Raw genomic sequence first — 26,601 nt, 5'->3', positions numbered from 1 at the left:
GTGTTGCGCTGTCGAGCCGCGATTTTCCTTTTGTTGTAATACTGAAAAACAACCTGCACGACTGGAGAATGCCCCATGCTCAAACTCACTGACGAATCACCCGACACGTCCGCTTCACCAGCAGCCTCTCTTGCCGACGCCAATCCCTTGGCGGGCCGCATGCTTTCCCTGGATGTCTTTCGCGGCCTGACTATCGCCGCGATGGTGCTGGTTAATAACGGAGGCGATGGGCATCACACCTATTGGCCGCTCGAACACGCACCCTGGGATGGCTGGACGCCGACCGATCTGATCTTCCCCTTCTTCGTCTTCATCGTCGGCGTAGCCATTCCGCTGGCCTTTGAAAGACGCGTTGAAGCTGTCTCTTTGCAAGGAAGCAGCCAACGCGACCTTTACATCAAGATCATTCGCCGCAGCCTGCTGATCTTTTTCATCAGCCTGATCCTGCTGCACGGCTTCCCCTACACGCTCGAAAAGTTCCGCCACATCCGCATCCCCGGCGTGTTGCAACGCATCGCGATTTGTTACCTGTTCGCCTCGTTGATCTATCTGAAAGTCCGCTGGCGCGGCCAAGCCTTGATCGCCGCCGCCTTGCTGCTGGGTTATTGGCTGGTGATGAAAACGATCCCCGCCCCCGGCTTCGTGCCCGGTGATCTAACGATGGCAGGCAGCCTGGCTTCCTGGGTGGACCGCACGCTGCTGGCTGGGCACATCTATAGACCGCTTTACGATCCCGAAGGCATCTTGAGCACGATTCCCGCCATTGCAACCTGTCTGTCCGGCGTACTGGCCGGGACGTGGCTGCAACAAAAACGCGAACCACTGGACAAGGCCGCCGGACTCTTCGGTTTTGGCGCGTTGTGTGTGGTCATCGGCTGGTGTTGGAATCTGGCTTTCCCCATCAACAAGGCGCTTTGGACAAGCTCGTATGTGATGTTCACGACGGGCCTGGCGCTGAGCTTGCTGGCGCTGTGTTACTGGTCAATTGACATCAAAGGAATCAAAGGCTGGACGAAGCCATTTGTCGTCTTCGGCGTGAATGCGCTGGCGCTCTATGTCTTTTCAGGCCTGCTGGCGCGCATCTTCAGTGTCATCCCGACGATCAAACTGGACGGCACGCCGGGCGATTTGAAGACGTGGTTGTATGAACACGTCTTTCTGTCGTGGCTCGCGCCGGTGAACGCTTCGTTGGGATATGCGTTGGCCTATGTGCTGTTGTGGTTGGGGCTGATGACGATTCTGTATCAGCGGCGCATTTTCATTAAGGTCTAAAGGCGAAGGGAGCGCGACACGCTCCCTTTTTTATTATGCGCCGCAGCATTTCTTGTACTTCTTGCCGGAGCCGCAGGGGCACGGGTCGTTGCGGCCCACCTTGGCTTCTTCGCGCACAACGGTGCCTTCGTGAGTGGGAAGGTAGCCTTTGGGCGCGACAGGTTCGTCGTTCATATCCCAACCGAGCCGATGCGCGATTTCCTGCGATGCCTGTTGCTTCTCGCGGCGTTCCGCAGCCTCCTTCGCGTTGGCCCAGCGGCGTTGCCGAGCCGCCATCTTTTCCGGCTCGTAAAACTCCAGCAAATTCTGGGTGTATTCCCAATACCGCTCTTTCTCGAAGGTGGCGAACCACTCCAACGTGCCTTCGTAATCACCGCCGATCGTTTCATCAATCATTCTACGAGCAAAGGCTGAGCGCAAGGGTTCCTGCGCGCGTTCAAAATCGAGCGTGAGTGCATCGCCAACAATCAAGCCGAGAAAGGCTTCATCAGTTTCGGCCAAGTCGCTAAAACGGGAAATGACGAATTCAGCGACGCGGGGCCGTTCTGCCGGCTGTTCGATGGCAATGCGTGTGAGTGCCGTCACTAAACGCGCGCGGTAAAAGGGCCCGAAAGGATTTTGTGTGGCCTTGCGCATTCGATTGATGTTCTCGATCAACGGCGCAATCGCTGCCGGCCCAAAACGAGCAAGAGCCGCCGGGCTGACCTCTTGAATCCACTCGTTATCTTCTATGTAAGCATATTTGAAGGCCTCCAGCACGTCGTTCAACAATTCCGGCTGGCCCTTCAAACTCAAGATCGTAAAGGCGTGATAGAGCGCCCACCACTCACCGTGTTCCGCCTCCATCCAGCGGTCATCATCCGCCAGCCACGCGCGCAACAGCTCAATCGCATCCGGGCGCGCGGCCAGCTCATGGATGTGCGCCAGCGTGACGCGGTCTTCTTCTGCAACCAGCAACTCAAGCAGTTCCGGCGTCGTTTTCTCGGCGTAGTTGATGTTTGTGTCTGCCATGTTATGCGCTCGCCTCAATCGCTAAGGGAGCGATCAACCCTTTGGCCCACTGGCCCACTTCCACAATGCGGTCGTGCCGGATGCCGGTTTCAATACCCATGCCATTTAGCAGATAAACCAATTGTTCAGTCGAAACGTTGCCCGTCGCGCCTTTGGCGAATTGGCAGCCGCCCAGATTGCCAACGGCGCAATCAAAGACATCCGCGCCCGCTTGCATGGCGGCGAAAATGTTCGTCAGGGCCATCTTGTAAGTGTCGTGAAAGTGCCCAGCCAGCGGGTTGCCGGGCCAGCGGTCTTTCACAGCGGCGAAGACTGCGTAAACATCATTCGGCATCGCACGGCCAATCGTGTCGGCAATCGCCACCTCATCCGCGCCCGCGTTGAAGTATTCGTCAGCCAATGCCACGACGCGCGCACGCGGCACCTTGCCTTCGTAAGGGCAGACGAACGAGACGCCGATTGTCCCGCGAATACGCACGCCATCGGCCTTGGCGCGTGCGGCGATGGCGGCGAACTGACGCATCGAATCAGCCACACTCATATTCACGTTCTTAACGTTTAGCGCCTCGGTCGCGGCGACGACGAAGCCCGCCGCTTTGAGCAAGCCCGTTGCATGCGCGCGGTCGTAGCCTTTTTCATTCGGCAACAGCACTTCAAAGGTCACGTCGGGATGCGCAGGCGCGACGGCCTGTAACAGCGCCTCGGCATCGGCCATCTGCGGCACCCACTTCGGTGAAACGAAGGAAGTCGCCTCGATCTTGCGCACCCCGGCGGCGATGAGCCGTTCGATCAGCGCGATCTTCTTTTCGGTCGGGACGAAGATGGGTTCGGATTGGAGGCCGTCGCGGGGGCTGACGTCCATGAGGATGACGCGGTTGGGTAGTTTCATTGCTCAGCTTTTCGATAGGTAAATGATGGATCAAGAAGCTACAGCAAATGGGTTTCTACCTCATCCAGATAATCAGTCAACAAGGTTTCTTTCCCACGCTGCCGAAGAGTTTCAAGCGAAACCTCAAGCCAGCATTGCTCTTCACGTTCGTAACGTTTCTTGCCCGAAGCGTGATCTTGCAGCAAAGCATCCAAGATATGCTTGGAATCATCTGTAGTCAGATGATGAAGATTTTCCGCATTCAGCCGGGGATCAAACCCTAGCTTTTGGCATAGGTCAGCCAGCAATTCCTCCTCGCGTTTATGCGACGGCTCAAAACCATTCAAAATCCACGCCTCGCGTTTCCATTTGGCGGTAGCCAAGACGACGAGAATCTGCTTCTCAACTTCTTTTCTTGCTTGCCGCATTCCCGCGCGTCTTTCTGGCTGATTGTCTAAATCTTTGAAGAGAATCAAGGCGTCAATCTGCTGAGTTCTTTGAAGTTTCTCGACCAATGCGATGACTTTGCGGCTTTCCGCATAAGCGATGCCTTGCGGTTCGTCATTCGTGCGGCGGCGGAAGCGCGGCAGCTTTTGCTTAGCATCGGTCTTGATCTCGCGCCAAGTTGTGCTGGTTGTACCAGCTTCAAAACCACGCCAGAGGCGAAAGTTGTCAACAGTCGTCGCGTCAATCCAATCCACTCGCTCGGCAAAGACACGGTCAGCCAAGGTACAAATATGCCGGGCATCTGAATTGTTTTCCACCACCACCACGAACTCAAGCATGCGCCGGCTCCATCGTTTCAGTTTCACCCGTTACCCATTGCTCGCCTTCTGCGTCCCAGAGTTCACCAGTGGTCAGAACTTCTAAAGCGTGTTTTGAATCGGGGTGGTCGCTGAGGCGTTTGCAATGGCTGATGCCTTCCTGGTCTTTTGACATCACCCAAACGTCTTTTGCGTCCAGAACATCAAGGACATAAGGCGAATGAGTCGTGAAAAGTATTTGTTTATTTTGCTTTTCTGCCAGCTTTGCCAGCATCTGGATGAGCCGACGTTGAGCAATCGGGTGTAACCCGTGTTCAATATCATCAATTAATATAATTGATTGATCCACTTTATATTGGAACAAGGTCAGTATTCCCAAGGCTAACAAAGTGCCATCACCCATCGAGGATGCAGGGATTGCCTTACTCGCTGTAGTGTCAAAGATCAGTTCGTTGCCTGTTAGCTCAATACCTTCGTTATAAGAAAATTGTTTTCCGTCAATTGATAGGCTTCGCTCTCGCTCTTTTTTAACCTTCGCAGGTCTTACCCGAATGCCTTTTACTTCTGGCACAATTTCCTGAAGCTGTTGAAGAACTTCATTATGCCGCTCATAGGCAGCCCCAATAATAAAAGTGATAACAGAGGCAAGATTGCTACCATCAATGGCGATTTGAGGTTGAAGCTCCTCAGAGTAGGAAGGTTGTGCAAGTTGTCTGTAATCGGCTTTGAAATAAGCGATGTTTTTCAGAGCGATGGCTTGTACGCTATCAAGAATTGTTGCCAAGGGTTTATCAGGTTGCACGGTTGTGCCGTCGGCAAAAACTCGGTCTTCAGGCTTGAAGCTAATTAAATCCCAGTATTCTGGTGAATTGCCAGCCGAATGAACGATAACGTCGTTTGGGTTAAATCCCACGGCCACATACCAATTGAGATAGGATGAAGCGAATTTGTATTTGCCTTGAAGCGAAATGTGCGAATGTCCGGCACTAGACCTGGTAAATGATATGGGATTGACCTGTCCACTCCTAAGCTCGCTCCAAGGCTTATCAACAAGTTGCGATAGCAAATAGATTGCTTGCAAAACTGAAGTCTTGCCGCAACCATTCGGCCCCACCAACGCCGTGACTCTCCCCAGTTCAATCTCGGTGTGAGCATGGCTCTTAAAATTATCGAGGGTTATCTTTTCGATCATAGCCGTATGTTGCCAGCCTCCACACTGGCCGGGCAAGCCTCAACCATCGAGGTTTGTCCGTTCGCGCCGCGCTACGCCAGAACGCCGCGCAGCTTCTTCGACTGCTGCCGCCACCGCCGGGGTGACGCGCCGGTTGAAGACCGAGGGGATGATGTAATCGGGATCGAGTTCGGCGTCGGCGATGATGTTGGCGATGGCGTAGGCCGCCGCCAGCTTCATCTCTTCGTTGATCTCGGAGGCGCGGCAATCGAGCGCGCCACGGAAAATGCCGGGGAAGCAGAGCACGTTGTTGATCTGGTTGGGATAGTCCGAACGTCCCGAGGCAATCACTTTTGCAAACGGCGCGGCTTCTTCGGGCGCGATTTCGGGGTTGGGGTTGGCGAGCGCGAAGATTACGGGATCGCGCGCCATGCTTTGCACCATTTCGACCGAGAGGATGCCACCGGTCGAAACGCCGAGGAAGAGGTCTGCGCCCGCAATCACGTCTTTTAATTCGCCGCGCAAATTGTCGGGGTTGGTCTCTTCGGCCCACCAGCGCAAGCCTTCGTTCATCCCTTCGGAACGTTCGTGATAGATCACGCCGTGCAAATCGCAGCCGATCAGGTTGCGCACACCGGCGTGCCTCAGCATCTTCGCGCAGGCCGTGCCCGCCGCGCCGGTGCCGGTGACGACGACTTTGATCTCGTCCATCTTCTTGCCGACGATCTTCAGGGCGTTGATCGCGGCGGCGAGGACGACGACGGCGGTGCCGTGCTGGTCATCGTGAAAGACGGGGATGTCCAGTTCTTTGCGCAAGCGTTGCTCGACTTCAAAACAGCGCGGAGCGGCGATGTCTTCGAGGTTGATACCGCCGAAGCCGGGTGCGATGGCTTTGACGGTGCGGACGATCTCGTCTACGTCTTTGGTGTCGAGGCAAATGGGGAAGGCGTCAATCCCCGCGAATTCTTTGAAGAGCATGGCCTTGCCTTCCATCACGGGCAGCGCGGCGGCGGGGCCGATGTCGCCCAGGCCGAGCACGGCGGTGCCATCGGTGACGACGGCGACGGTGTTGCGTTTGATCGTCAGGTTGAAAACTTTGCTGGGGTCTTCGGCAATCGCCGTGCAGACGCGGGCCACGCCGGGCGTATAGGCGCGCGACAAATCAGCGCGCGTCTGAATCGGGATTTTGCTTTTGACTTCGATCTTGCCGCCGATGTGCAAGAGGAAGACGCGGTCAGAGACATTGATGACCGTGACATCCGGGAGCGCGTTGACGGCGGCGGCGATCTCTTGGGCGTGATGGTCATTGCCCGCCGCGACGGTGATGTCGCGCACCAGTTGATTGGAACCGGCTTCGACGATGTCAATGGCGCCGATGTTGCCGCCCGCCATGCCGATGGCGGAGGTGACTTTGCCAAGCGTGCCGGGTTTGTTGGCAAGCCGTAAACGCAGGGTGATGCTGTAGCCTTCAGTTGGTCTTGGGGTCATAGCGGTTTACTCAATGCAATTCCAGGCAAGCCACCAAATCATCGGCGGCGAATGCGTATAACAGTTCGTGGTTTTCGATCAGCAGGCGCAGGATATTGGCAGAGGCTGTATTTCCGCAACGCAACCAGATTACTTTGGGCGGGAAGCCATACAGTTGTGAGAGCAATTCAAAGTCGGCGTCTTGGGTGACCACCACAAAATCATTGTCTTTGGCAAACTGCCAAATCGCCCGATCCGCTTCTTCAGCCATTCCAAGCAAACGAATATGCGCCGAGGCTGGATAATAAGGTTCAAGCTGTTTCAGCAATTTGTACGAGAGATTCTGATCCAGCAGCAATTTCATCGCCATCACGACTGGCTAAGCGTAAACCGTTTGGCGTTCGCGTTGCGCCGCAAATTGCAGGCAAGCCCGAATATCCCGCTCGGTCAGTTCGGGAAAGTCATCAAGAATCTGAACTGGCGTCATTCCTGAAGCGAGCCAGCCCAGCACATCGGCAACGGTAATGCGCATCCCGCGAATACAAGGTTTGCCGCCCCGTTTACCGGGTTCGATGGTAATAATGCGTTCTAGATTGAGCATCGTTGTTACTCCTCGCCCTTAGATTACACCATCAGCTTGCAACTGCGCGATCTCATCAGCGCTCATCCCCAACAGCTTGCCATACACTTCCTGATTATGCGCGCCCAACGCTGGCCCGACCCACGACGTACCGCCCGGCGTCTCGCTCAGCTTCGGCACAAAGGTCGGCAGCTTGACCGTCTCGCCTTCGCCGATGTCGCAATCCTCGAACATGCCGCGCGCTTGATAATGCGGGTCGCCCACGATGTCGGCGGCGTTATAGATCGGCCCGCTCGGCACGTCGGCCGCTTCGAGCGCCGCGATCAATTCGTCGTAGCTGTGGCTGCGCGTCCATTCTTCAATTGCCGCGTCAATCAGGGCTTCGTGTGTGACACGGCCTTCGTTGTGCGCGAGGCGCGGGTCATTTGCCAAGTCTGTGCGTCCGGCGGCGGTCATCAGGCGTTTGTAAATCGAATCGCCATTGCCGCCGATGATGATGTATTTGCCGTCTTTGGTCGGATAGGTCGCGGTTGGCACGATGCCGGAAATTTTGGAGCCTTGCCGCTCGCGGATTTCACCGAGCTTGTCGTATTCGGGGATCACCGATTCCATCATGTTGAAACAGGCTTCATAAATCGCCACGTCCACCATTTGCCCTTGGCCGGTCTGTTTCGTATCACGATGATAAAGCGCCATCAGAATGCCGAGCGCCGCGTGCAAGCCGGCGAGCGTATCGCCCATGCTCAGATTCGGGCGCGCGGGCGGACGATCAGGGTAGCCCGTGACGTAACGCATCCCGCTGAAACCTTCCGCCACGTTGGCGTAACCAGGTTTGGATGCTAACGGCCCCGTCTGCCCGTAACCCGACACGCGCGCCATAATCAATTTCGGATTGATGGCTTTCAATACTTCATACCCCAAGCCCCATTTTTCCAGCGTGCCGGGTTTGAAATTTTCGAGCACGACATCCACTTTGCCGACGAGTTGCTTGACGATTACGTGGCCGCGCGGTTCGCGCAGGTTGAGCGTGACGCATTTTTTGTTGCGCCCCAAGATGTACCACCAGAGCGCCGTGCCTTTGTGCAGCTTGCGCCATTTGCGCAGCGGATCGCCCGTGCCCGGCGGTTCGATCTTGATGACTTCCGCGCCAAACCAGGCCAGCAAGACGCTGGCGAATGGCCCAGCCAGCAACTGGCCCATTTCCAAAACGCGCACGCCTTCCAATGGCCGCGGCGGAATGCTCTCTTGCATAGCGTTGTTCTCGTTATTGCAAAACTGCGGCGTAAACAAAATGATCGAAGCCGCGCCAGAAGACTTTCTTTTCGATCTGCAACCCATTGCGTTCAGCCACGCGGCGCGACGGCAGATTTTCGGGCCGGATCATCGAGATGATGCGCTCACGGTTTAACTGGTCACGCGCAAAATCCATGCACCCGCGCGCCGCTTCGGTCGCATAGCCGTGGCCCCAAAACTGCTTGTTGAATTGATAGCCGACTTCGAGTTCCGCCACGCCTTCGACATCTTGCACGACTAGGCCGCAATCGCCGACGAATTGCTGATCGGCCTTGCGCAGCACGGCATAAAGGCCGCGACCATACTCTTCATAGCGTTTCAGGTTGCGCTCAATCCAGGCGCGCATCGCTGCTTCGTCAAGTGTGTTCGGATAGAACCGCAAGGTCTCGGCATCCGACCAGATGGCGAACAGGTCGGCGAAATCAGCGTGTGTGATCGTGCGCAACCACAATCGTTCAGTTTCAATCAGAGCTTGCGTCATGCCGCCACCGTTTTTAGATAGGCCAGCGTTTCTGCCAGTGTAATCACATCGCCATACTTCGCATTGATGTCGAACAGGTTGGCCAGGTGCGGCCCTTGTGCCCGGTCGCCCACGCACTCCTCAATCACGATTGTGCGGAAGCCGTGCTGGCAGCCATCCACTGCCGAAGCGCGCACACACCCCGAAGTCGTGCAGCCCGCGAGCAACAGCGTATCTACGCCCGCAGCCGTCAGCGTCGAAGCCAGCGCGGTACCGAAAAAGGCGCTGGCGTATTTCTTGACCAGCACGTGTTCGTTGGCGCGCGGCTTCAAACGGTCATCCACTTCGACCCAAGTGGAGCCTTTCTTGAGCACGGCCAGCGACGGGACTTTTTTGATGAACACGCCCGCATCACGAAAGCCCGCGTCGTATTCGACCGTCGTAAACGCAATCGGCAATTTCAGTTTGCGCGCGGCATTGAGGGCTTTTTTCGTCGCGGCAATCTCTTTGTCCAGGTTGGAAGCGAGTGGCGAGGCGAGGTCGGTGAAGCCCTTGATGAAATCAACGATGAGCAGCGCCGGACGCGCGCCGAAACCCACTCGCTGGGCCAAGCCGCGGCTTTTGTAAAAATCCAGGGTGTCGGTCATGTCAGTTGTTGGCGGTCGTGGTTGGCAGATGGCGCAAGAATTCTTCCAGCGTCGGCGCCGCGAGGGCCGCATCCAGTAACGGATTGAGTTGTGGCAAACTCAGTTCGCCCAACCGCGCAGCCAGACTCCCAGGCAGTGCGCCAAAGCGCAGCACGAGCATCTGCCGCAACGCTTTCAGGACACTGGTACGGCCTTCTTCACGGCCCCTCATCAATCCTTTTTCAATCCCTTTTTCAATCCCTTTTTCAATCCCGATTTCTTCAACGCTTGTTACGTAAGGCATACGTTGTTTCTCCTCAAAAGCCTGAAATTCCTGCCACCAAGCTTGCCCCAACTCTTTGGGCAGGCGCATCAGCCAGTCAATTACGTGAAAGAGTTTGCGCACGTCAACGGCAGCGACGCCGCGTTCATATAGCATGCGCAGCAGGCACATTTTCCAAGTGTAACGGCCTTGATTATCGCTGCGCGTTTCTTGCGTTTTCAAATGCGCCATCACGACGACGGCGAAGAGATTATCACTGGCTTCCAACTCTTCCCAACGCGCCGTGAAATCCAGCAGCTTGATGCTGGGGAAGTCGAAGCGCACACGACTGCCCCACAAGTCATACCCAAAGGCGTTGGGCCGCCAGTGGGGATTTTCGTCACTCAGCACGGCAAAGCTCGCCACGCGTTGTTGAAACAAGTCGAAGATCCGATAATTGCATGCGAACATGCGTGCCGCGAAATCGGCTTCCCATTGACCTTGCACTTCGATGTGAATGAGCACCCAGGCTTCCGCGCCGTCGCGCCGGTATACGCGCACGAGTTTGTCCACTGCGCGTCGCCCGCTTTCGGCTTCGCGCGTGATCTGGCGCAATTCCTGTTCGAGAAACTCAAAGCCGCGCGACCATTCAATCTCGCGCGCGGCGGCGGGAAAGAGCAATTCGAGAAATTCGCGGAAATAACTTTCCAGCGCTTCTTTCCACGGGCTGTCGTAATCGTCGTTCATGGCTGACTCCGCGCATAAGATAAAACCCAAAGCAGGCCGGCTGAAAAACGGCTGCGTTTCGGCCGGCCCGTTGGCGGTTAATCCGCCGCCGCTCCTTGTGCTTTTGGCTGCTGCGCGGAATGCGCTTTCATTACGCCAATCGCTTCCGGCGGCGGGCCGAGCGTGAAGGTTTCAATCGGCGGACGATGAGCGCGAATTGCCGCGCGTTGGCGTTCAGTTGCAGCTTCATCCACCTGTTGCGTCGCGCGGTCAACGATCACGCCGTAATCGCGCGCGGCTTTTTCATACGAGACCAGTCCGCGAATGACATCCAGACGCACGGTCTCAATCGGGCGTTCCAGCGCGTCTTTCCAACCGCCGCCGCCCGCCGTGTGATACACCAGCACGTCGCCTTTTTTGACCGGCACCTGCGAAATCTTCGAGGGCAATTGCGCGCGCGTGCCATCGGCGCGAATCAATTCCTTCGTCGAGAACGCGCCCGGCCAGCCGCCCAGAATGCCCCAGGGTTGCGAACGGTCGCGGTCGTCGTGAATGGCGATCTCGCCGTCCACATCGAAACGATAGACCTTGCGTACCGCGTTGCCGCCACGATGAAAACCCGCGCCGCCGCTGTCTATCAACGAGCCGTATTCCAGCACCGTCAGCGGGTAATAACTTTCCAGATACTCGGTCGGGATGTTCTCGAACAGCGGCCACCATGAATGCGCGTCCATGCCGTCGCCAATCGGGCGGCCCGGAATGCCGCCGTAGGTGATTTCCATCAGATGGAAGAACTCGCCGTTCTCGTCGTAGCCGTTGTAAAGCAGGTACGGCGATGTCCCATACCCCGCCGCCGTACTCAACTCAGGAGCATTCACACCCAGGCATCCACCGAGCACGTCAAACAGCCGCGTCAGCGCATGCGTGCGGCAACCGAGCGCCGCCGGGAAGTTCGGTTGAATGAGCGTGCCCTTCGGCATCGTGATGTGCAGCAGCGGATAGAAGCCATCGTTAAACAGAATCTGCGGATCGAAGACCATGATCAGATAGACGCCGATGAACATCTTGAACATCTCTTCGTTGAGGTAAAAGTTGATCGGCCCCGGCGCTTGCGGGTCGGTGCCCGTCCAGTCGAAATGGGCGTGGTCGCCTTCGCGCCACATCGTCAGCTTCATTTTGTACGGGCCATTGCCGCGCCCGTCGTCGTCAATGTAATCCTCAAACGAGACCGGCTGTTCGGGCAGACACATTTTGATCAACTCGCGCATGGCCTTGTTGGTGCGGTCGAGCAGCGCTTCGTAAGCATCCAGCAGCACGTCTTTGCCGAAGCGGTCGCACATCTCGACGACGCGCTTTTCGGCCGTGCGGCAGGCCGCGACGATGGCCATCAGATCGAAGTAATTCATCGTCGGCATGCGCGAGTTATTCAGAATCGTGTCGAGCAGGTCTTCGTTCAGCTTGCCTTCGGCAAACAGCTTGACCGGCGGGATGCGCGTGCCTTCGCCAAAAACCGTCGTGGCGTCGGTGGGCAAGCTGCCCGACACCGGCCCGCCCATATCAATCGTGTGGCCGAATTGCGAACCCCAGCCGACCAACTCGCCTCTGTAGAAAATCGGCAACAGCACCAGCCAGTCGTTGATGTGCGAGATCGAGCCGCCGCACTTGTACGGATCGCTGATCAAAAACACATCGCCCGGATTGATGCCACGCTTCCAGTTGCTGATGAACCCAGCGATGTACGCGCCGAACTGGCCCACGACCATGCGGCCATCGGGCGTGGTGATCATCGGGAAGCCGTCGTGCTGTTCGCGTATGACGGGCGACATGGCCGAACGGAAGAGCACGGCGTCCATCTCGAAGCGCGCATTGCGTAGCGCGTTCTCGATGATGTCGAGCGTGATCTTGTCAAAGTTTTTCGGCACCGGGCGTTGGTAGTTGATGATGTAATCAATAATGTCGCCCTTTGCTTTCGCCTTCGGTGCGGCTTTGCCTTTTGCGATAGCGGTCTTTGCCATGTCGTTCTCCTTTGCAGGTTGCGCTGAATTGAAAGCGTGTCTGTCTAAATTCCTAGATCGGTTTGCAATTATGTTTACGAGAGCGGGTTGTGCCGGGACGGTACCGCGCGCGTGAGCAAGCGGCGCGTCAAGCTTACGCCATTGGCTGAACGGCCCAGGCGCCGCTTGCTCACGCGCGCGGTACCGTCCTGCTACGCGACTTTTCCCACATACCGCTATGAACCTAGCGAGCGGCTTTGCGAAACGTCATCGTGACCGTTTCGCTTTGACTGGTCAGTAGCGTGGACAGTGCCGAGATCGGGAAACTCAGTAAGCCGACGACGCTGCCCAGCAGCAAAAAGAGCAGTTTCCGGTGCAGCGGCGCCTGGCGAAAATCCGTCACGAAGTAATGATCGCCTTGACGCGGGCCGAGCACCTGCGACCACTCCATCAAGGTGATGAACACGAGCGCAAAATCCACGAGATGGAAATTCTGGCGATAGACGGGTGTGAAGCCCGCGCGCTGCAACAATTTTTGCAAGGTGTCGGGCGTATAGTGTTGCAAATGGCGCGGAATATCCAGCAACCACCAGCGTTCGCGGCACAGCTTAAACGTGGGCGATCCGATGTTCGGCACTTCGATTACCAGCAAGCCATCATCGCGCAAAACACGCCGGACTTCGGTAACTTCGGCTAGCGGGTCGGCCAGATGCTCCATCACGTGCCAGATCGTCACGACATCAAAATGACCGTCCGTGAAGTTGGCTCCCTTTAGTTCACCTTGATGTACCTGCACGCCTTTGGCCCGCGCCAGTTTGCAACCCGCCGCCGAAAACTCGACGCCGTGCACTTCCCAACCGCGCGGTCGCAGATGCGCTACGAAATCACCATCGCCGCAACCGACATCCAGCACACGCCCCGGAGCCCGGTTGAGCAAGGCTTTGCGCCGATGCCGCAGCACGGATTGATGGAGCAGAAGCCGGATGGAATCCCAACTGAGCAATTTCGGCTTGACGCTCTCGCCGTAAAACTCGCTGCTATAAAGCGCGTGCAACTCCGCCGCGGTCGGCAGCGGGCGTGTGTAAAGCAGGTCGCACTGGCGGCAACGCAGCACCAAGTATTGCTCACCCGATGAATTGTATTTGTCAGTGCGCACCTCTACGGAAGTCTCAGTTGCCGCGCATAGCGGACACGGGCGCAGAGGTGCGGGCGCTGTTGTCGTGGTTGTTGTCGTCGTGGTCGCAGTCTGTGCAAGTTGCGTTGCCATACAGATTCTCAGCCCCACAAAGTACGGGCAGTTTCAGCAGTCCGCCGCAGCGGCTTGAACGTGTTACTTGGAATTCGAGATCAAAGCCAGCGCGAGAATGAGCAGCAGTGCGCCTGCCCAACGTTGTCCGGTGACTCGTTCGCCCAAAACAAAGGTCGAGGCGAGTAAAATCAGCACGTAATAAATCCCGCTCAACACCGGCACCGCGAAACTCAATTCCAAGCGCGAGAGCGCGACCAGCCACATCAGCGTGCTCAGCGCCGAAATGCACAGGCCGCCGATCAATTTCGGCGTCGTCAAAATCAGGCGGATCAAATTGAACGCCTGCGGCCAACTCGTCACGGTCAGTGCGCCCACCTGGGTCAGCCCTTGCTTCAGCAAAAGCTGCGCAATTAACAAACTGAATGCCATCGCAAAGAGCAGGGCTGTTTGCGATAAAAACTTTGCCAACGGTTCTCCTCGGAAAAATACCTTGTAGCAACAAGGTGCGGTTTCAAGCGCGCTCACGAACGCGCGTGGTGCTGAGCACCTGTTCAAAACGTTTGGTGACGCCTGCCCAGTCTTCGCGGCGTTGCAGAAATTCCCGGCAGGTCGCCCCTAATCGGCGCGCTACTTGCCGTGGCGATGGGGTTGCCTGAAGCAATTCTTCCAGGCGGTCGAACGCGTCTTCTGGACGCTCAATGTAAAGAAGGCCGGGCAGGTCGTCGAACTCTGCTTCGAGACCGGGCAGGCGCGTCGCCAGCACAGGCCGTCCTATTTCCATATATTCAATCACCTTGGCGGGCACGATGTGTTCCATCGTCGTGTTTCTGTGTGCGGGCAGCAGACACAGATCAGAGGCCGCGATATAACCGCGCATCTCTTGCATGGGCCGCCGTCCGGTCAGGATTAAGTGCTGTTCCAGGCCGTGCGTCTGGCGCAGGCGTTGTAGCTCTGGCAGCAGGTCGCCATCGCCCACCACCAGCAATTTCAACTGAGGCCAGGCGGCTTTGCGCCGCGCCAGTTCCACGGTCAGTTCGCGCAGTCCCGAAAAATCATAGAGCCAGCCCATAAAGAGCATCACGAAATCCTGCGGGCTGATCTGCAGCCCGGCGCGGACGGCTTCGATTTCGTCCGCTGGCATTTCCGATGTGATGTTGGTTCCCATCGGGATGACGGTGACGCGTTGGGCGGCGGCGCCCATCTGCACCGCGTATTCGCGCAGCTTGTTGTTGATGACCACGACGTGATCGGCGCGCTGCAGCACGGCGCGTTCGACAGCACACGCGATGGGCTGTTGCCAATATGACTCTGCCAAGGTGTGCAGCGCGTCCATCAAATGATAGACAAACGGCACCCCATGCCGCCGCGCGAAACGTTGCGCCAGATAGGCGTTCGAGATGCCATACGCCACGATCACATCGGGCCGTCCGTCCGCAAAATAGTCTGTCAACGCGCGCCAGTTACCCGCCAGCCACGACAGGCGGCTCAACACCGGCAGCCGCAACATGCCGGGTCGCAGAATGGTGATGGGCGCCTGCTCAAAAAACTTGTGGCAATCTCGGATGACGCGGCGGCCTTGCCAGAGCGGCAACGTGCCTTTTTGCGCCCAGAGGATTTCATAATCAATGACCGTCACGTCCGCGCCCGCCAACGCCAACGCTTCCAACATGCGATGATGCATGATCGGATTGCGAGTGACCCAGTCGGTTTCCTGCAGGACGAGGATGCGCATGCCTTGTTCCTAGCCGTTCCTCAGCTCGGTCGCGTTCTCGTCCATCACACTCGGCTCGCCCGTTTGAGCGAATGATTTGCGCGGCGCGCGACCTTCCCGCTGTTCGACCCGATTGCGCAACAAGGCTAACTCTTGCGTGAGCCGCTTGTTCTGCTCGGCCAGCCGCGACAGCGAGACCGAGTAATGCATCGCCAGCAAAAAGCCGAACACGATCATCGCCAGTAACAAAACGCTGGGCGGATAAGCGATGCCGACCCACTGGGCCACGCGATCGAGCAAGCCGCGCCAGAAAGAAAACACCAGCAAGACCAGCCCGGCGGCAAACCAGAGCAGCGCGTATTCTTCGCGCAAACGGCGCTGGCGGATCAGGTAGAACACCAGATACATCATCAACAAACTGCCGGTGATGGCGATCAATTGAATCTCACTGTTCATGCTTTGTTCTCACAAGCTCAACTGGTCTCAGTTCAACCGGCGGTCTCAGAAGGCTTTTGCAGAGAGCGCCGGGTCGCGCCGACAAAGATCGCCAGCAACACTTTGAACATATAGTAAATCGAACGCCAAAACGTGATTGACGAATGGCCGTTCTGGCGCTCGCGCATACGCACCGGCACTTCCTGCACGCGATAACCCTGGCGGCACAGCGTCACCACCGATTCCGGTTCGGGGTAATCGTAAGGATATTCGCGCGCCAGAAATTGGATGGCGGCGCGGTTGTAGGCGCGAAAGCCGGACGTGTTGTCGGTAATCGTGCGTTGCAGCACGAGCGAATTCACTAGCCGGAAAATGGCGATGCCGATGCGCCGAAACAAGGGCGGATGATAATCGGAGGGCACCAGGAAGCGGGAGCCGATGGCCGCATCACAACCGTCCGCTTGCACTGCCTGTAACAGCCGTTCGACCTGATCGGCGCAATGCTGGCCGTCGCCGTCAAATTGGATGGCAATGTCATAAGCGCCGCGCGCCGCGTAAAGCAGTCCTGTCTGCACCGCGCCGCCAATGCCGAGATTGCAAGGCAGGTCGAGCAAGGTTAGCCCCAAGCTGCGTGTGATCTCGGCGGTATCGTCCGTCGAATTGTCGTTCACCACCGCCAGTTCCGCGTCCGGGTAATAGGCGCGCAAATCGGCTGCCACGGCGGGCAGATTTGCGCGTTCGTTGTAGGCCGGAATGATGAACAGGATGCGGGCCACTGAAAACCTCAAAAGGCGAACCTGATTGCGCCCAGTCAATTTACTGACCGGGCGTTGGCAGCGGCCTGCGGTTGCTCCACCTGCGTGGGGTACTCAAAGATGGAGAACTCATCTGACGGCGACTTGTACAGGAGTTGTAACCGGGCTTCAGCCAATGACTTTTGTGATTCGCCTTGCGCCAAGATATACCGCACCCCCAACGACCTCAACCCCGGATGATTGGGGGAGACTTCGACCTGAAAGGAATCTATGGTCGGGATGAATTTAACCGGAGCCGCTTCACCGCCGTATTTCAGAAACACGTGCGCGTAGCGGTTATAAGCGAATTCCTGTTGCCTGCTTGGGTCGAGCACGCGCCAAAGCTCAAGTTGCGGATAAAACTGCACCCAGGTGAGCGTTCGTCCGCCCAGCATTCCCACCAGAATTCCCGAATAGTTCATGCCGTAACAGGCCCAGAGCGGCGGGCCGCCCGGTGTCTTTTCGTTCAACCGCTTGATCTGTTGCGCAAGATCGTTCGTATAGAGGAAATCCAGTCGAGTGGTTAATGGATTGAAAAAAGCGGCGGTCGTCAGCACCGCCATCAATACCAAAGCACAGAAGCCCTTCCACTGGCCTGCCAGCATCGCATAAGCGCAATAACCGGCCAGCAAGGCAGCAAAGATGGCAAAGCTGATGGGCGGAAAGTTTTTCGCGTTGGCCTGCGTCATTAGCCCGTAAACCAGATAAAGCGCCACCGTGCCCGCGCCCGCCAGCACCGGGATTGCCCGGCGGGGCCAGCCTCCGGCTTTTGCTTCTGCCGCCGGCGCTTGCGCGAGCGTGTAAACGCAAAGAATCACGGCGGCCAGCCCCAGTCCAAGATCGCCTTGCAAGCCGTTGGTAAAACTGAGCAAGCTGAGTTTGGCCAGCCACGCGGGCAGCCCCACCAGCGCATACAGCAGCCAGCCGCCGATGTAGAGCAGCAAGGCCCAGCCCACTGCGCCCAGGCGGCGTGCCCACCAGCGTGAGAGACAGACGGCAGTCATCACAGCGGGGAAAAAATAATAGAAAGAAGCAGCCATACACGGATTGCCGAAAAATTCCGGCAACTCATAAATCGTCCGCAGGTTGTAAATCCCTTTGAACAGCATTCCCAGCGAGTAGTCGCCGCCCTGGTATATCCGCCCGCCCGGATAAACGGTATGGCGCATTGCCTGTAGCGCTGGCCAGCACGTCACCAGGAATGCTGCGCTGAGTGAAGTGGCGAGTACCAGCGCGACGGTCAGGGCCAAAGCCTGTGAAGGCGCGAGTGCCCTGACCTTTTCATACAACCGGTCGCGGATGAACAAACCTATGAAGAGAGCCAGGAAAAGATACCCCAAGACCACTTGCCAGGGCGGGTAGAGAAACATTAACAGGCCTGGGAAGCTTAACCCGGCCAGCACGCCACACAGCAATTGAACTTTCGGCTTGGACGAGTTGAGTACGTGATACAGGGCCAGACAGCCGAGACATGGAAAGAAAGCCGCATACGCGGGCCAAAGTGAGTAACAGACCACGTAGGCCGAGGCGCAAAACCAGAGCGCGCCACAGGCGGCGAGGATTGTGCGTCCGCGCAAGACCACTTCCAGCAAAAGCCAGAGCACCGTAAAGCACGAAAAAGTCTGGAACCACCACGACCAGGCCAAACCGCGCTGTGCTCCGAACAGGAAATAGCCCCAAGTGACTGGCCGCGCCAGCAGGGTGATATGCCAGACGGGCATGTGAAACATCAACAGCATATTCTGGCCCTTGCCAAAGTTGGTATTGATGACCGGAAAGGCTGGGTGATGCGACAACTGGCTCAGAGCGAAGGGAGTATCTACAATGTACTCATCGCTTCTGATGCGCCGCGGAGTAGCCTGCGCCCAATCACGAAACAGCGCGGGGTTGTCCCAAACGTGTTTTTGGATCCGCCAGGGCAAGCTTTCAAACAAATAGCTTTTGTCCTGGTTGTCGGGCGCCCAATTGACTTTGGCGTAAGGAATCGAAGAACCGTGCACGCCACCAGCCACAAGCAGGAAAAAGACGCTCCAAACGCCAAACAGGCCTTTCGTTCGCAGGCTAAGGCTGTGGAAAGCTTTTGTGATTTTTGGCAGGTTGAAGCGGTGCATGAAAGATACCGATACTGTTATGCATTGCGTGCGGCAACCGGGGCTTAACTAAAGTTTGAAAACCATAGAAAGCAGGCCTGCGCCAGTTTGTGGAATGGTCAGCCGGAATCCGCGCTGTGTTATGCCGCGACCAGCCGCTCAAAGTCTTCATAATCGCGGATGTAATCGTGCGGGTCGTATTTGTCTGAAGCGAGCACGAGCAGCAAGGCATCACTCGAAAATTTATATTGAACGCCCCACACTAGAGGCTCGACGTGTACCCCAACCGCCGGACTGTCCAGCACCACCTCTTCGCGCGTCGTGCCATCATCCACGACCAAAGCGCATTCGCCTTTCAAACAAACCAGAAACTGATGCAACGTGCGATGCGCGTGTTCGCCTCGCACTTCGCGGCTCGATACATCAAAGACGACGAAATAGCGCTTCGGTTCAAACGGCAGGTCCTTGCCGAATTCGCCCACGGACAGATTACCGCGCAAATCGGTGATGACCGGCATTCGGTGTAACCAAACGCCGCGCACGCGCGTGCTTTTGCGCGCCTGCACTTCATCATCGCTGTATGGCTCGCTAAACGGTTGGGTTAGCACGGCGACCGGCGGTTTCGGATGCGGCAAATCTACATACCCGACAATGCGCGCCGGGTTGCCGGTAACAATCGCATTGGGCGGCACGTCGTGCGTGACCACGGCGGCGACCTCGACGACGGCTTTGCGGCCAATCGTCACGCCGGGCATTAACAGGGCGTTGGCGCCAATGGTGGCGCCTTCACGAATCACGGTGAAAAGCTGTGCCGCCAGCTTCGGTTTGCGCGCCACGCCGCTGGCGTCACTGAGCAGGAGCGCATTGGGGCCGATAAAAACATCGTCTTCGACGCGTGCGCCCGCGCGCAGTTGCGCGCCGCTTTGAATACGCACGCGGTCGCCGACGCGCACCGCATTTTCAATCAACACTTGCCCGCTGATTTCGCAATCCGCGCCGATGACCGCGCCGGGCAAAAGGTGCGCAAACGCCGCGATCTGCGTGCCCGCGCCAATCTGTTGCGTTTCGACCAACGCGGCGGGATGTTGAAAATGGCCTTGCTGCGGATTGTTCATCATCGTGCTGGAAGCGTCCAGGCGCTCATATCTGCTTGGCGCGCGCGGCTCTGACTACGATGGCTTGGCCGTCTGCCAACCAGGCGCTGAGTTCCGATTTCGTTTCAAACTCGAAGGCCGCCTCAAAAAGTTCGTCGAGTTTTTCCAGCGAGAGCTTGCCAATGCGTTTTTGCGCCGCCTGACTCAACGGGCCAAGCCGCCGCGTCAACAATTTCAGCGTCGCTTCGAGTTTGCCTTCGAGCTTGCCTTCGAGCTTGCCTTCGAGCTTGCCAAGCTCGCGGCCTTTCCGTTCCCAACTGGTAATATATTCCATCACAACCTCTCTTTCTGTCCGTTGCCACTGCGCCAACTCTTGCTTGAATTGTTGTTCCTGGACGGGAGTCAACGGCAAGTAAGCATCAATGAATTCCATGATGACCCGAAATTTTTCCCGCTTTACCCGCAAGCGTCCGATCATACGCAAACAGGCGCTGCGCACCTTGGCGAAGTCTGACGGCGCGACGCCCATTTTCGCCATCAACGCGCTGGCCGCCGGATTGTCGCGTTGAAGATAATCCCGCCAATCCAACCGGTTCAACTGAATTACCGCATAGCTGAATTCGAGCACACGGCGATCCGGGAATGCAATCACGTAGCGGCCCGCATCAGCCTGGCGCGGAGTGTCCCACGCCAGCAGCGCGATGGGGTAAAGCGGCAGGTTATGCGCGAAGGTTTCCGCCGCGAAGTATTGAAACATGCGGCGGCCCGACCAATGGCGCCGTTGGGACTGCACCTCAACGTGAATCAGGAAGTAGGTAGGTCGGCCTTTGAAGCGCGCCTTGACCAGCAAATCGCCGCTACGCCGCGCGTGGCGCAGCAATGGGCTGTGCGTTTCTTTGTCTATGAAGCGGATCGAGCCAGAGTCAAGATATTGAAACACTTCAGGCAGAAACAACGCAATGAAGTCCGCAAAGCAGACCCGCAACAATTCTTTGAAGAGCCGGTCATGATCCACTGGGCCTCCTGCCGTTACCCGGGCGCGGCCTTATCGGTGTGCTTTGGCGGTCTTGGCTTTGCCTGACCGGGCGTCTGGTTTGGCTTTGGCCGTGGCCTTGCCGTTCGGTTTGGCTTTGGTCGCTTTGGTCTCATAGCCGTCCGGGAAGATCAGAATGTTCTGGTAGGCATCCACGCGCCCGTAATGCTTTGGCAAAATCAGCGTCGTCGTGTCTTTTTGCGTGATGACCGCCGGGCCGCCGATGTGATTGCCGGGTTTGAGCGCGTAGCGGTCGTAAATCGGTGCGTTCACAAACTTGCCCTTGCAATAAACCTTGTGCGTGCCGAGTACGGCTTTTGAAGCATCTTTTGCATGGGGGGCATTCGGGCCGGTGGCGGGCTTGGCTTTGCTCAATTCCAGCTTGGCGACGATGCCGATGCCGATGGCGCGCAGGTTGACGACTTCGATCAGGTGGTCGGTGCGGAAACCGTAATTCTTTTCGTGTGCGGCCTGGAAGTCATCAAGAATCGTTTGGAAACCTTGCTCGCTGTCGAGCGATTTGAGTTCGATGTCAATCGGGAATTCGTAACCCTGGCGATAATAGCGCAGGTCAATCTGATAGTTGATGCGTTGGTTCTTGGCGGGAATGTTTTCGTGATTGAGCCATTCGCGCGCCTGCTCGCCCAAACCGGTCAGGATGGCGTTGATCTCGCGGCGGTCAATCTTGTCGGTTGTGCGGATGACCGTGCGCGAGAATTCGTTCTTGATGTCCGAATGCAGGAAGCCCAGTGCCGACAGTACGCCTGGCGTCGGCGGAATGATCGAAGGCCAGGTGCCGGACAAGATCGAAAGCGCATTCGCGTGCAACGGCCCCGCGCCGCCCAGCGCGACCAGCGCGAAATTGCGCGGGTCGTAACCGCGTTCGACCGAAACCAGCCGCAACGCACCGAACATATTTTCGTTGACGATGTTGTAAATGCCTTCAGCAGCCTGATGCAGATCAAGCTTCAAGGCATCAGCAATTTTCTGCACGGCCTGTTCCGCCGCCGCCGTGTCGAGCGACATCTCGCCACCCAAGAGCATCGGCGGCAAATAGCCCAGCACTATGTTGGCGTCGGTCACGGTCGGTTCTGTGCCGCCGGTGTTATAAGCCGCCGGGCCGGGCACTGCGCCCGCCGATTGCGGGCCGACGCGCAACGCGCCGGTGACTGCGGGCACGTGGGCGATGGAGCCGCCGCCCGCGCCGACGGTACGCACGTCCACCGAAGGCGCTTTGACCGGATACATGCCGACGCGCGTGTCGCGCAGCACATTCGGTTTGGCGTCCAGCGCAATCGCCACATCCGTCGAAGTGCCCCCCATATCGAACGAGAGCACGTTGCGATAGCCAGTCAATTCGCCGATGTACGCCGCCGCGACCGCGCCGCCTGAAGGGCCGGAAAGCAGTGTGTTTACAGGCCGTTCCTGCGCCGCGTCCAGCGACATCACACCACCGTCCGAACGCACGATGTTCATCGGCGAGGTGATCTGCGCCGCGGCCAGCTTCTCTTTCATGCCGTTCAGGTACACGCGCATTTTAGGCTGCACGTAACTGTTCATTACCGTCGTCAGACAGCGTTCGTACTCGCGAAATTCGGGCAGGATGTCGGTCGAGATGGTCACGGGCAGGTCGGGATATAGCTCCTGCGCGATGACCTTGATCGCTTGCTCGTGCGCGGCATTGGCGAATGAATTGATGAGCGCGACGGTCAGCGCCTCGATGCCCGCGTGGTGGAGGTCTTTGATGTGCTGGCGAACTTCGGCTTCATCCAACGGTGACATTTCCGCGCCCTTCGCACTCATACGTGAGCTGACGCCGCGCGTGTATTCCAATGGAGCCATTGGGTCGGGCTTGATCATGATGATCCAACCGGCCAGCGGCCCTGGCGTTTGCGAACGCGCGACGTGCAGGATTTGCTCAAAGCCTTTGGTCGTGAGCAAGCCGACTTTGGCGCCTTTGCCTTCGAGCACGGCGTTGGTGGCGACGGTTGTGCCGTGCAGGATCAATTGAATGTCGTTCGGCGCAATGCCCGCGAGTCCGGCGATTTTATGGATGCCATTGATGACGCCGATGGATTGATCCTGCGGGGTGGAAGCGACTTTGGTCAGTGTGAGTGCGCCTGATTTTTCATTGAACAAGAGCAAATCGGTGAAGGTGCCACCAACGTCAATGCCGAGTCTGTAGCTCATAGTCGTCCTTAGCAGCACGCTGAAGAACAGGCGCCAAAGCCATCCTTCATTTCAGCGTGCTGAACTGCCTGTCTTGCGAAAAATGTGATTGTTTGAATGCGAATGCGTGCGAGCGGCAACTCAAATTGTCTTGAATCAGTAACCTCTCGCATACTAAGTTTGGCCTTTTGGCTTGTCAAGCAAGGCCTCCGCGCCGCCTTTTACCGATCAGGGCTTTGGCAAAGTCCTCGAATCACACGCTAAAAACGCCCCGCTGATTCCTGATTCCTGATTCCTGATTCCTGATAACTTAATAATCAGCCGACATTTTCAAGTTATCAGGAATCAGGAATCAGGAATCAGGAATCAGCCAAATCGTTCAAGTGCTCGCGCTAGCGACTTTATCAAAGCTCTGTTTCGCCCGCCTTTCGCCAAACTGTCGTCAGTAGCAGGACATTGCTTGACGCTGCTTGGAGCCGATGTTAGTTTCCAGGGCGGGGTTTTCATCAATTCACCCCCCTTCAGCAAGCAATTGGATCCCGGTCTTGATGTTGGTTTTGCAGGACTCCTGCCCCTCACCCAGCTTGGTTCATTACGCGGCGTTATCCGGCACAGACGGTGTCACTGAAATCCTTGATTGAGAGGCCCCATTTAAGAATGCAGGCGGCAAGCGAGCTATGGGACATCATTATTGTTGGCGCAGGTTCGGCGGGCTTGCCTTGCGCACTGACGGCGGCAGCGCACGGCGCTCGCGTCCTCGTGGTTGAAAAGGCGGCTGAAATCGGCGGTACGTTGCATTGGTCAGGCGGCCATTTGAGCGCGGGCGGCACGCGGCGGCAACGTGAACGCGGCATTGCCGACAATCCTGACCTGCATTTCGCCGAGGTGATGCGTATTGCCCAGCAAGCGGCTGATCCCGCACTGGTGCGGTTGGCGGTAGACGAAGCGCCGCACGTGATTGATTGGCTCGATGCTTTGGGGTTGCCGTGGGATCCCATCACGCCGCGCCTCGTTTACGGCCACGAACCCTACAAGATTGCGCGCACCTACTACGGCGTGGACGGCGGCAGGTCCATTTTGGAAACGTTGCGGCCCAGTTGGGATGAGCACGTTGCCGCCCGGCAGATCACGGTCTTGTTTGAGCACACCTTGACCGCGTTGCTGGTTGAAGGCGGCGTTGTCAGCGGCATTCGCGCACAAAACGCGTCAGGGACAGTCGAATTGCGCGGACGCCGGGTCGTGCTGACATCCGGTGGCTATGCGGCCAATCACAAGCTGTTTGCTGAAGTGACGCCCACGGTGAATGGCATTGTGCCAAAACTGGTCAGCACGGCGCGGCCCACTTCAACGGGCGACGGCATCATTGCGGCGCGGCAGCACGGCGCACAGTTGCGCAACGCCGACAAATACCTCGCCAGTTTGGGCGGCCTCGAATTGGAACCGGGTTCGGGTTGGGCCGATTATCAAACGGCTTGGGCAATGGTCTTCACGACCAGCTATCGTCCGCCGCGCGAAATTTATGTCAACACGCGCGGCGAGCGCTTTATGGCCGAAGATGAGCCGAGCCCTGACCGGCGCGAACGGCTCATTTTGCAGCAGCCTGAGCACAAGTTTTGGTGTGTTTTCGATGAACGCGGCCTGACGGACGGTGCGCCCTTGGTCAAACAATGGAACGAGGCTGAGTTGCGCCGCCACGCCGCCGCCGGGAAATGTATGTGGCAGGCAGAGACGTTGGCGGAACTCGCGCACAAGACCGGGATTGATAAGGCCGGCTTGCTGGCGACGGTAGAAAAATTCAATTTGGCGGCGCAAATGGGCGAAGACGCTTGGGGCCGCCGGGATTTGCAATATACAATCACGCAACCGCCGTACTATGCGCTGCTCACCCATGCAACATCCTTACTTAGTTTCGGCGGTTTAACGGTAAACGCCAATTTGCAGGTCTTGAATGAAGCCGGCGCGCCCATTCCAAATCTGTATGCGGCAGGCGAAATTCTGGGTGCGGCAGCCTTGATGGGCCAATCGTTTTGTGGCGGGATGTCGCTTACTCCCTGTTTAAGTTTTGGACGAATCCTGGGGCGGCGTTTGGCCGCCTGAACACACACAACTATGTCAAATGATTTTTTGGTCTTGACCGAGTCGTTGTATGCCTGGTTGCAGGCCAATTCGTTGCGCGAACCGGACGTTTTGCGGCGGCTGCGCGAAGAGACGCTGGCGACCAATCCAATGGCGATCATGGCGATTTCGCCGGTGCAAGGGCAGTTTCTGATGCTCCTGCTCAAACTCATCCGCGCCGTGCGCACCATCGAAATCGGCGTGTTCACCGGTTACAGCTCGCTTTGCACGGCGCTGAGCTTGCCGGACAACGGGCAGATCATCGCTTGCGATGTGAGCGCAGAGTGGACTTCAGTGGCCCGGCGTTATTGGGCCGAAGCTGGCGTAGCCGACAAGATTTCGCTGCGGCTGGCCCCGGCGACCGAGACGTTGGATGCCTTGTTGGCAGATGGGCAGGCGGGCACGTTTGATTTCGCGTTTATTGATGCCGACAAGGCGAATTACGACCAGTATTATGAACGCGCGTTGCAGTTGGTGCGGCCCGGCGGCTTGCTCGTCTTCGACAATATGCTCTGGTACGGGAAGGTGGCTGATGCGAGCGAGCAGGATGCCGACACGGTGGCGTTGCGTGCGCTCAGCGCCAAGCTGCATCACGATGAACGCGTGTTTGTCAGCCTGATTCCGGTGGGCGACGGCATCACGCTGGCGCTCAAACAGTAGGGGGCAGACCTGTGTGTTTGCCCCGGTCGTTATTGCGGCCTTCGATTCCGTCTGACGCCACCGGGGCAGACACACAGGTTGCCCCTAAGCTGAACCGTTCAAGCTATGACTGACTTGCTGCCCGATCTGCTGCTGCTGTTTCACCTGCTTTGTGTGATCGTTTGGTTGGGCTGCGACTTCGTCGTCTTTTTTCTGAGTTTGAGCCTCATCAATCGCCAATTGCCCGCTGTCGTGCGGGCCGACCGGGCGCACGTGGCCGAAGTGATTGATCGTTACGTACTCTATTCGTATCTGCTGACGATGCCGGTGGGCTTGGGTCTGGCGTATTGGCGTGGCTGGTGGCCGATTTGGGCGATGCCGTGGCTGATGCTGAAACTGGTCGTCTTCGGCGTCATCATCCTCTTGGCGATTGTGCTGGTGACGGGCGCGGCGGGCGCGGGGCTGACCTTGAAGCAGATTGCCGCAGGCGCAGGCGACATCGAGGCGCTCGAAGCCAAGTTGCGCAAAGGCGTGATCGGGTTGGCCCCGTGGGCGGCGGCGATTCACCTGGCAATTTTGGTCGCCGTGTTTATCGCCATCACGCCGCGCGGGAAGTGGTAGGCCGAAGTGGGACAAGCTGGCAGCCTTGTCATTACCCACATTTTTCCAGTTTCCTGGTCTTTGATTTCAGGGACGGCTCCTGCTCTTCGCCCCAGCGGGGCGGGATGTTTATCGCATTCAGGCCAAAATCACCCCCAAGCTCCAGCGGAGCGACATC

At 57.5% G+C, this 26,601-nt stretch carries 25 protein-coding genes and 1 pseudogene; 5 read left to right on the top strand and 21 right to left on the bottom strand.

All coding sequences use genetic code 11. From position 1 onward, the window contains the following. Window positions 1-75 precede the first annotated feature (75 nt). Window positions 76-1,272, top strand: a complete 1,197-nt coding sequence (locus HY011_31265) for a DUF5009 domain-containing protein (protein ID MBI3427429.1) — start codon at window positions 76-78, stop codon at window positions 1,270-1,272. Window positions 1,273-1,305: 33 nt separating this feature from the next. Here HY011_31265 and HY011_31260 read toward each other — a convergent pair. The 18 genes and pseudogenes from HY011_31260 to HY011_31175 form a co-directional block, all read right to left on the bottom strand. Continuing rightward, a pseudogene (locus HY011_31260) lies at window positions 1,306-1,398 on the bottom strand (SEC-C domain-containing protein). Between the two features lie 886 nt (window positions 1,399-2,284). Beyond that, window positions 2,285-3,172 (bottom strand): hydroxymethylglutaryl-CoA lyase, encoded by an 888-nt coding sequence (locus HY011_31255; GenBank protein ID MBI3427428.1) that lies wholly within the window; start codon window positions 3,170-3,172, stop codon window positions 2,285-2,287. 38 nt (window positions 3,173-3,210) lie between these two features. Then, the gene (locus HY011_31250) at window positions 3,211-3,936 is read right to left on the bottom strand and encodes a hypothetical protein (GenBank protein MBI3427427.1); all 726 of its coding nucleotides are present in this window, start codon (window positions 3,934-3,936) and stop codon (window positions 3,211-3,213) included. After that, a complete protein-coding gene (locus HY011_31245) occupies window positions 3,929-5,107 on the bottom strand; it encodes an ATP-binding protein (protein MBI3427426.1) in 1,179 nt (392 codons plus the stop codon). The genes HY011_31250 and HY011_31245 overlap by 8 nt, the downstream gene beginning before the upstream one ends. A 39-nt stretch (window positions 5,108-5,146) precedes the next feature. Then, window positions 5,147-6,574 carry an ACT domain-containing protein gene (locus HY011_31240; GenBank protein MBI3427425.1) on the bottom strand — a complete coding sequence of 476 codons (1,428 nt, stop codon included), beginning with the start codon at window positions 6,572-6,574 and terminating at the stop codon, window positions 5,147-5,149. Window positions 6,575-6,584: 10 nt separating this feature from the next. Continuing rightward, window positions 6,585-6,917 carry a DUF5615 family PIN-like protein gene (locus HY011_31235; protein MBI3427424.1) on the bottom strand — a complete coding sequence of 111 codons (333 nt, stop codon included), beginning with the start codon at window positions 6,915-6,917 and terminating at the stop codon, window positions 6,585-6,587. A 15-nt stretch (window positions 6,918-6,932) separates the two neighbouring features. After that, a complete protein-coding gene (locus tag HY011_31230; GenBank protein MBI3427423.1) occupies window positions 6,933-7,154 on the bottom strand; it encodes a DUF433 domain-containing protein in 222 nt (73 codons plus the stop codon). 18 nt (window positions 7,155-7,172) lie between these two features. Continuing rightward, a complete protein-coding gene (locus HY011_31225; GenBank protein ID MBI3427422.1) occupies window positions 7,173-8,384 on the bottom strand; it encodes a CoA transferase in 1,212 nt (403 codons plus the stop codon). Window positions 8,385-8,397: 13 nt separating this feature from the next. Beyond that, on the bottom strand, window positions 8,398-8,907 hold the full coding sequence (locus tag HY011_31220; GenBank protein MBI3427421.1) for a GNAT family N-acetyltransferase: 510 nt from the start codon (window positions 8,905-8,907) through the stop codon (window positions 8,398-8,400). Next, on the bottom strand, window positions 8,904-9,533 hold the full coding sequence (locus HY011_31215; protein MBI3427420.1) for an isochorismatase family protein: 630 nt from the start codon (window positions 9,531-9,533) through the stop codon (window positions 8,904-8,906). Before HY011_31215 ends, HY011_31220 begins: the two co-directional genes overlap by 4 nt. 1 nt (window position 9,534) lies before the next feature. Further along, the gene (locus tag HY011_31210) at window positions 9,535-10,521 is read right to left on the bottom strand and encodes a cytosolic protein (protein ID MBI3427419.1); all 987 of its coding nucleotides are present in this window, start codon (window positions 10,519-10,521) and stop codon (window positions 9,535-9,537) included. 77 nt (window positions 10,522-10,598) lie between these two features. Further along, window positions 10,599-12,515, bottom strand: coding sequence for a hydantoinase B/oxoprolinase family protein (locus tag HY011_31205; protein ID MBI3427418.1), 1,917 nt, complete (start codon window positions 12,513-12,515; stop codon window positions 10,599-10,601). 223 nt (window positions 12,516-12,738) lie between these two features. Continuing rightward, entirely contained in the window at window positions 12,739-13,761 is a 1,023-nt protein-coding gene (locus HY011_31200) for a class I SAM-dependent methyltransferase (protein ID MBI3427417.1), read from the bottom strand. Window positions 13,762-13,824: 63 nt separating this feature from the next. Continuing rightward, on the bottom strand, window positions 13,825-14,211 hold the full coding sequence (locus HY011_31195; GenBank protein ID MBI3427416.1) for a 4-amino-4-deoxy-L-arabinose transferase: 387 nt from the start codon (window positions 14,209-14,211) through the stop codon (window positions 13,825-13,827). A gap of 43 nt (window positions 14,212-14,254) precedes the next feature. Further along, the gene (locus HY011_31190) at window positions 14,255-15,475 is read right to left on the bottom strand and encodes a glycosyltransferase family 4 protein (protein MBI3427415.1); all 1,221 of its coding nucleotides are present in this window, start codon (window positions 15,473-15,475) and stop codon (window positions 14,255-14,257) included. 9 nt (window positions 15,476-15,484) lie between these two features. Beyond that, window positions 15,485-15,910, bottom strand: a complete 426-nt coding sequence (locus tag HY011_31185) for a DUF2304 domain-containing protein (GenBank protein ID MBI3427414.1) — start codon at window positions 15,908-15,910, stop codon at window positions 15,485-15,487. Window positions 15,911-15,942: 32 nt separating this feature from the next. Next, entirely contained in the window at window positions 15,943-16,665 is a 723-nt protein-coding gene (locus tag HY011_31180) for a glycosyltransferase family 2 protein (protein MBI3427413.1), read from the bottom strand. A gap of 35 nt (window positions 16,666-16,700) precedes the next feature. Further along, complete coding sequence (locus HY011_31175) at window positions 16,701-18,404, bottom strand: hypothetical protein (GenBank protein ID MBI3427412.1); 1,704 nt, start codon at window positions 18,402-18,404, stop codon at window positions 16,701-16,703. On the opposite strand from HY011_31175, the gene HY011_31170 reads away from it, so the two are divergent. Beyond that, window positions 18,390-18,842, top strand: a complete 453-nt coding sequence (locus HY011_31170; GenBank protein ID MBI3427411.1) for a hypothetical protein — start codon at window positions 18,390-18,392, stop codon at window positions 18,840-18,842. The genes HY011_31175 and HY011_31170 overlap by 15 nt on opposite strands. 71 nt (window positions 18,843-18,913) lie before the next feature. Here the strand turns inward: HY011_31170 and HY011_31165 are convergent, their stop codons facing one another. From HY011_31165 to HY011_31155, 3 genes are read right to left on the bottom strand one after another with little or no spacing between them, the layout of a single operon-like run. Continuing rightward, window positions 18,914-19,888, bottom strand: coding sequence for a WxcM-like domain-containing protein (locus HY011_31165; GenBank protein MBI3427410.1), 975 nt, complete (start codon window positions 19,886-19,888; stop codon window positions 18,914-18,916). A 25-nt stretch (window positions 19,889-19,913) separates the two neighbouring features. Continuing rightward, the gene (locus HY011_31160; protein ID MBI3427409.1) at window positions 19,914-20,882 is read right to left on the bottom strand and encodes a DUF4351 domain-containing protein; all 969 of its coding nucleotides are present in this window, start codon (window positions 20,880-20,882) and stop codon (window positions 19,914-19,916) included. Window positions 20,883-20,912: 30 nt separating this feature from the next. Then, window positions 20,913-23,090: a hydantoinase/oxoprolinase family protein gene (locus HY011_31155; GenBank protein ID MBI3427408.1), complete on the bottom strand. Its 2,178-nt coding sequence runs from the start codon at window positions 23,088-23,090 to the stop codon at window positions 20,913-20,915. 636 nt (window positions 23,091-23,726) lie between these two features. Here HY011_31155 and HY011_31150 point away from each other — a divergent pair. The 3 genes from HY011_31150 (at window position 23,727) to HY011_31140 (ending at window position 26,444) form a co-directional block, all read left to right on the top strand. Continuing rightward, window positions 23,727-25,166 carry an FAD-dependent oxidoreductase gene (locus tag HY011_31150; protein ID MBI3427407.1) on the top strand — a complete coding sequence of 480 codons (1,440 nt, stop codon included), beginning with the start codon at window positions 23,727-23,729 and terminating at the stop codon, window positions 25,164-25,166. Window positions 25,167-25,178: 12 nt separating this feature from the next. Next, window positions 25,179-25,844 carry a class I SAM-dependent methyltransferase gene (locus HY011_31145; protein MBI3427406.1) on the top strand — a complete coding sequence of 222 codons (666 nt, stop codon included), beginning with the start codon at window positions 25,179-25,181 and terminating at the stop codon, window positions 25,842-25,844. A gap of 105 nt (window positions 25,845-25,949) precedes the next feature. Continuing rightward, on the top strand, window positions 25,950-26,444 hold the full coding sequence (locus HY011_31140) for a hypothetical protein (GenBank protein MBI3427405.1): 495 nt from the start codon (window positions 25,950-25,952) through the stop codon (window positions 26,442-26,444). Window positions 26,445-26,601 lie beyond the last annotated feature (157 nt).

This window comes from Acidobacteriota bacterium, from assembly GCA_016196035.1.
Lineage (GTDB): Bacteria > Acidobacteriota > Blastocatellia > RBC074 > RBC074 > JACPYM01.
Note: the sequence above shows the minus strand (reverse complement) of the source record. Positions and strands in the feature narration are given on the sequence as shown.

What these genes read in the sequence shown, in the direction of transcription:
- HY011_31265 (MBI3427429.1), top strand. Translation starts at nt 76, where the DNA reads ATGCTCAAACTCACTGACGAATCACCCGACACGTCCGCTTCACCAGCA.
- HY011_31255 (MBI3427428.1), bottom strand. Translation starts at nt 3,172, where the DNA reads ATGAAACTACCCAACCGCGTCATCCTCATGGACGTCAGCCCCCGCGAC.
- HY011_31250 (MBI3427427.1), bottom strand. Translation starts at nt 3,936, where the DNA reads ATGCTTGAGTTCGTGGTGGTGGTGGAAAACAATTCAGATGCCCGGCAT.
- HY011_31245 (MBI3427426.1), bottom strand. Translation starts at nt 5,107, where the DNA reads ATGATCGAAAAGATAACCCTCGATAATTTTAAGAGCCATGCTCACACC.
- HY011_31240 (MBI3427425.1), bottom strand. Translation starts at nt 6,574, where the DNA reads ATGACCCCAAGACCAACTGAAGGCTACAGCATCACCCTGCGTTTACGG.
- HY011_31235 (MBI3427424.1), bottom strand. Translation starts at nt 6,917, where the DNA reads ATGAAATTGCTGCTGGATCAGAATCTCTCGTACAAATTGCTGAAACAG.
- HY011_31230 (MBI3427423.1), bottom strand. Translation starts at nt 7,154, where the DNA reads ATGCTCAATCTAGAACGCATTATTACCATCGAACCCGGTAAACGGGGC.
- HY011_31225 (MBI3427422.1), bottom strand. Translation starts at nt 8,384, where the DNA reads ATGCAAGAGAGCATTCCGCCGCGGCCATTGGAAGGCGTGCGCGTTTTG.
- HY011_31220 (MBI3427421.1), bottom strand. Translation starts at nt 8,907, where the DNA reads ATGACGCAAGCTCTGATTGAAACTGAACGATTGTGGTTGCGCACGATC.
- HY011_31215 (MBI3427420.1), bottom strand. Translation starts at nt 9,533, where the DNA reads ATGACCGACACCCTGGATTTTTACAAAAGCCGCGGCTTGGCCCAGCGA.
- HY011_31210 (MBI3427419.1), bottom strand. Translation starts at nt 10,521, where the DNA reads ATGAACGACGATTACGACAGCCCGTGGAAAGAAGCGCTGGAAAGTTAT.
- HY011_31205 (MBI3427418.1), bottom strand. Translation starts at nt 12,515, where the DNA reads ATGGCAAAGACCGCTATCGCAAAAGGCAAAGCCGCACCGAAGGCGAAA.
- HY011_31200 (MBI3427417.1), bottom strand. Translation starts at nt 13,761, where the DNA reads ATGGCAACGCAACTTGCACAGACTGCGACCACGACGACAACAACCACG.
- HY011_31190 (MBI3427415.1), bottom strand. Translation starts at nt 15,475, where the DNA reads ATGCGCATCCTCGTCCTGCAGGAAACCGACTGGGTCACTCGCAATCCG.
- HY011_31185 (MBI3427414.1), bottom strand. Translation starts at nt 15,910, where the DNA reads ATGAACAGTGAGATTCAATTGATCGCCATCACCGGCAGTTTGTTGATG.
- HY011_31170 (MBI3427411.1), top strand. Translation starts at nt 18,390, where the DNA reads ATGCCAGACGGGCATGTGAAACATCAACAGCATATTCTGGCCCTTGCC.
- HY011_31175 (MBI3427412.1), bottom strand. Translation starts at nt 18,404, where the DNA reads ATGCCCGTCTGGCATATCACCCTGCTGGCGCGGCCAGTCACTTGGGGC.
- HY011_31165 (MBI3427410.1), bottom strand. Translation starts at nt 19,888, where the DNA reads ATGAACAATCCGCAGCAAGGCCATTTTCAACATCCCGCCGCGTTGGTC.
- HY011_31155 (MBI3427408.1), bottom strand. Translation starts at nt 23,090, where the DNA reads ATGAGCTACAGACTCGGCATTGACGTTGGTGGCACCTTCACCGATTTG.
- HY011_31150 (MBI3427407.1), top strand. Translation starts at nt 23,727, where the DNA reads ATGCAGGCGGCAAGCGAGCTATGGGACATCATTATTGTTGGCGCAGGT.
- HY011_31145 (MBI3427406.1), top strand. Translation starts at nt 25,179, where the DNA reads ATGTCAAATGATTTTTTGGTCTTGACCGAGTCGTTGTATGCCTGGTTG.
- HY011_31140 (MBI3427405.1), top strand. Translation starts at nt 25,950, where the DNA reads ATGACTGACTTGCTGCCCGATCTGCTGCTGCTGTTTCACCTGCTTTGT.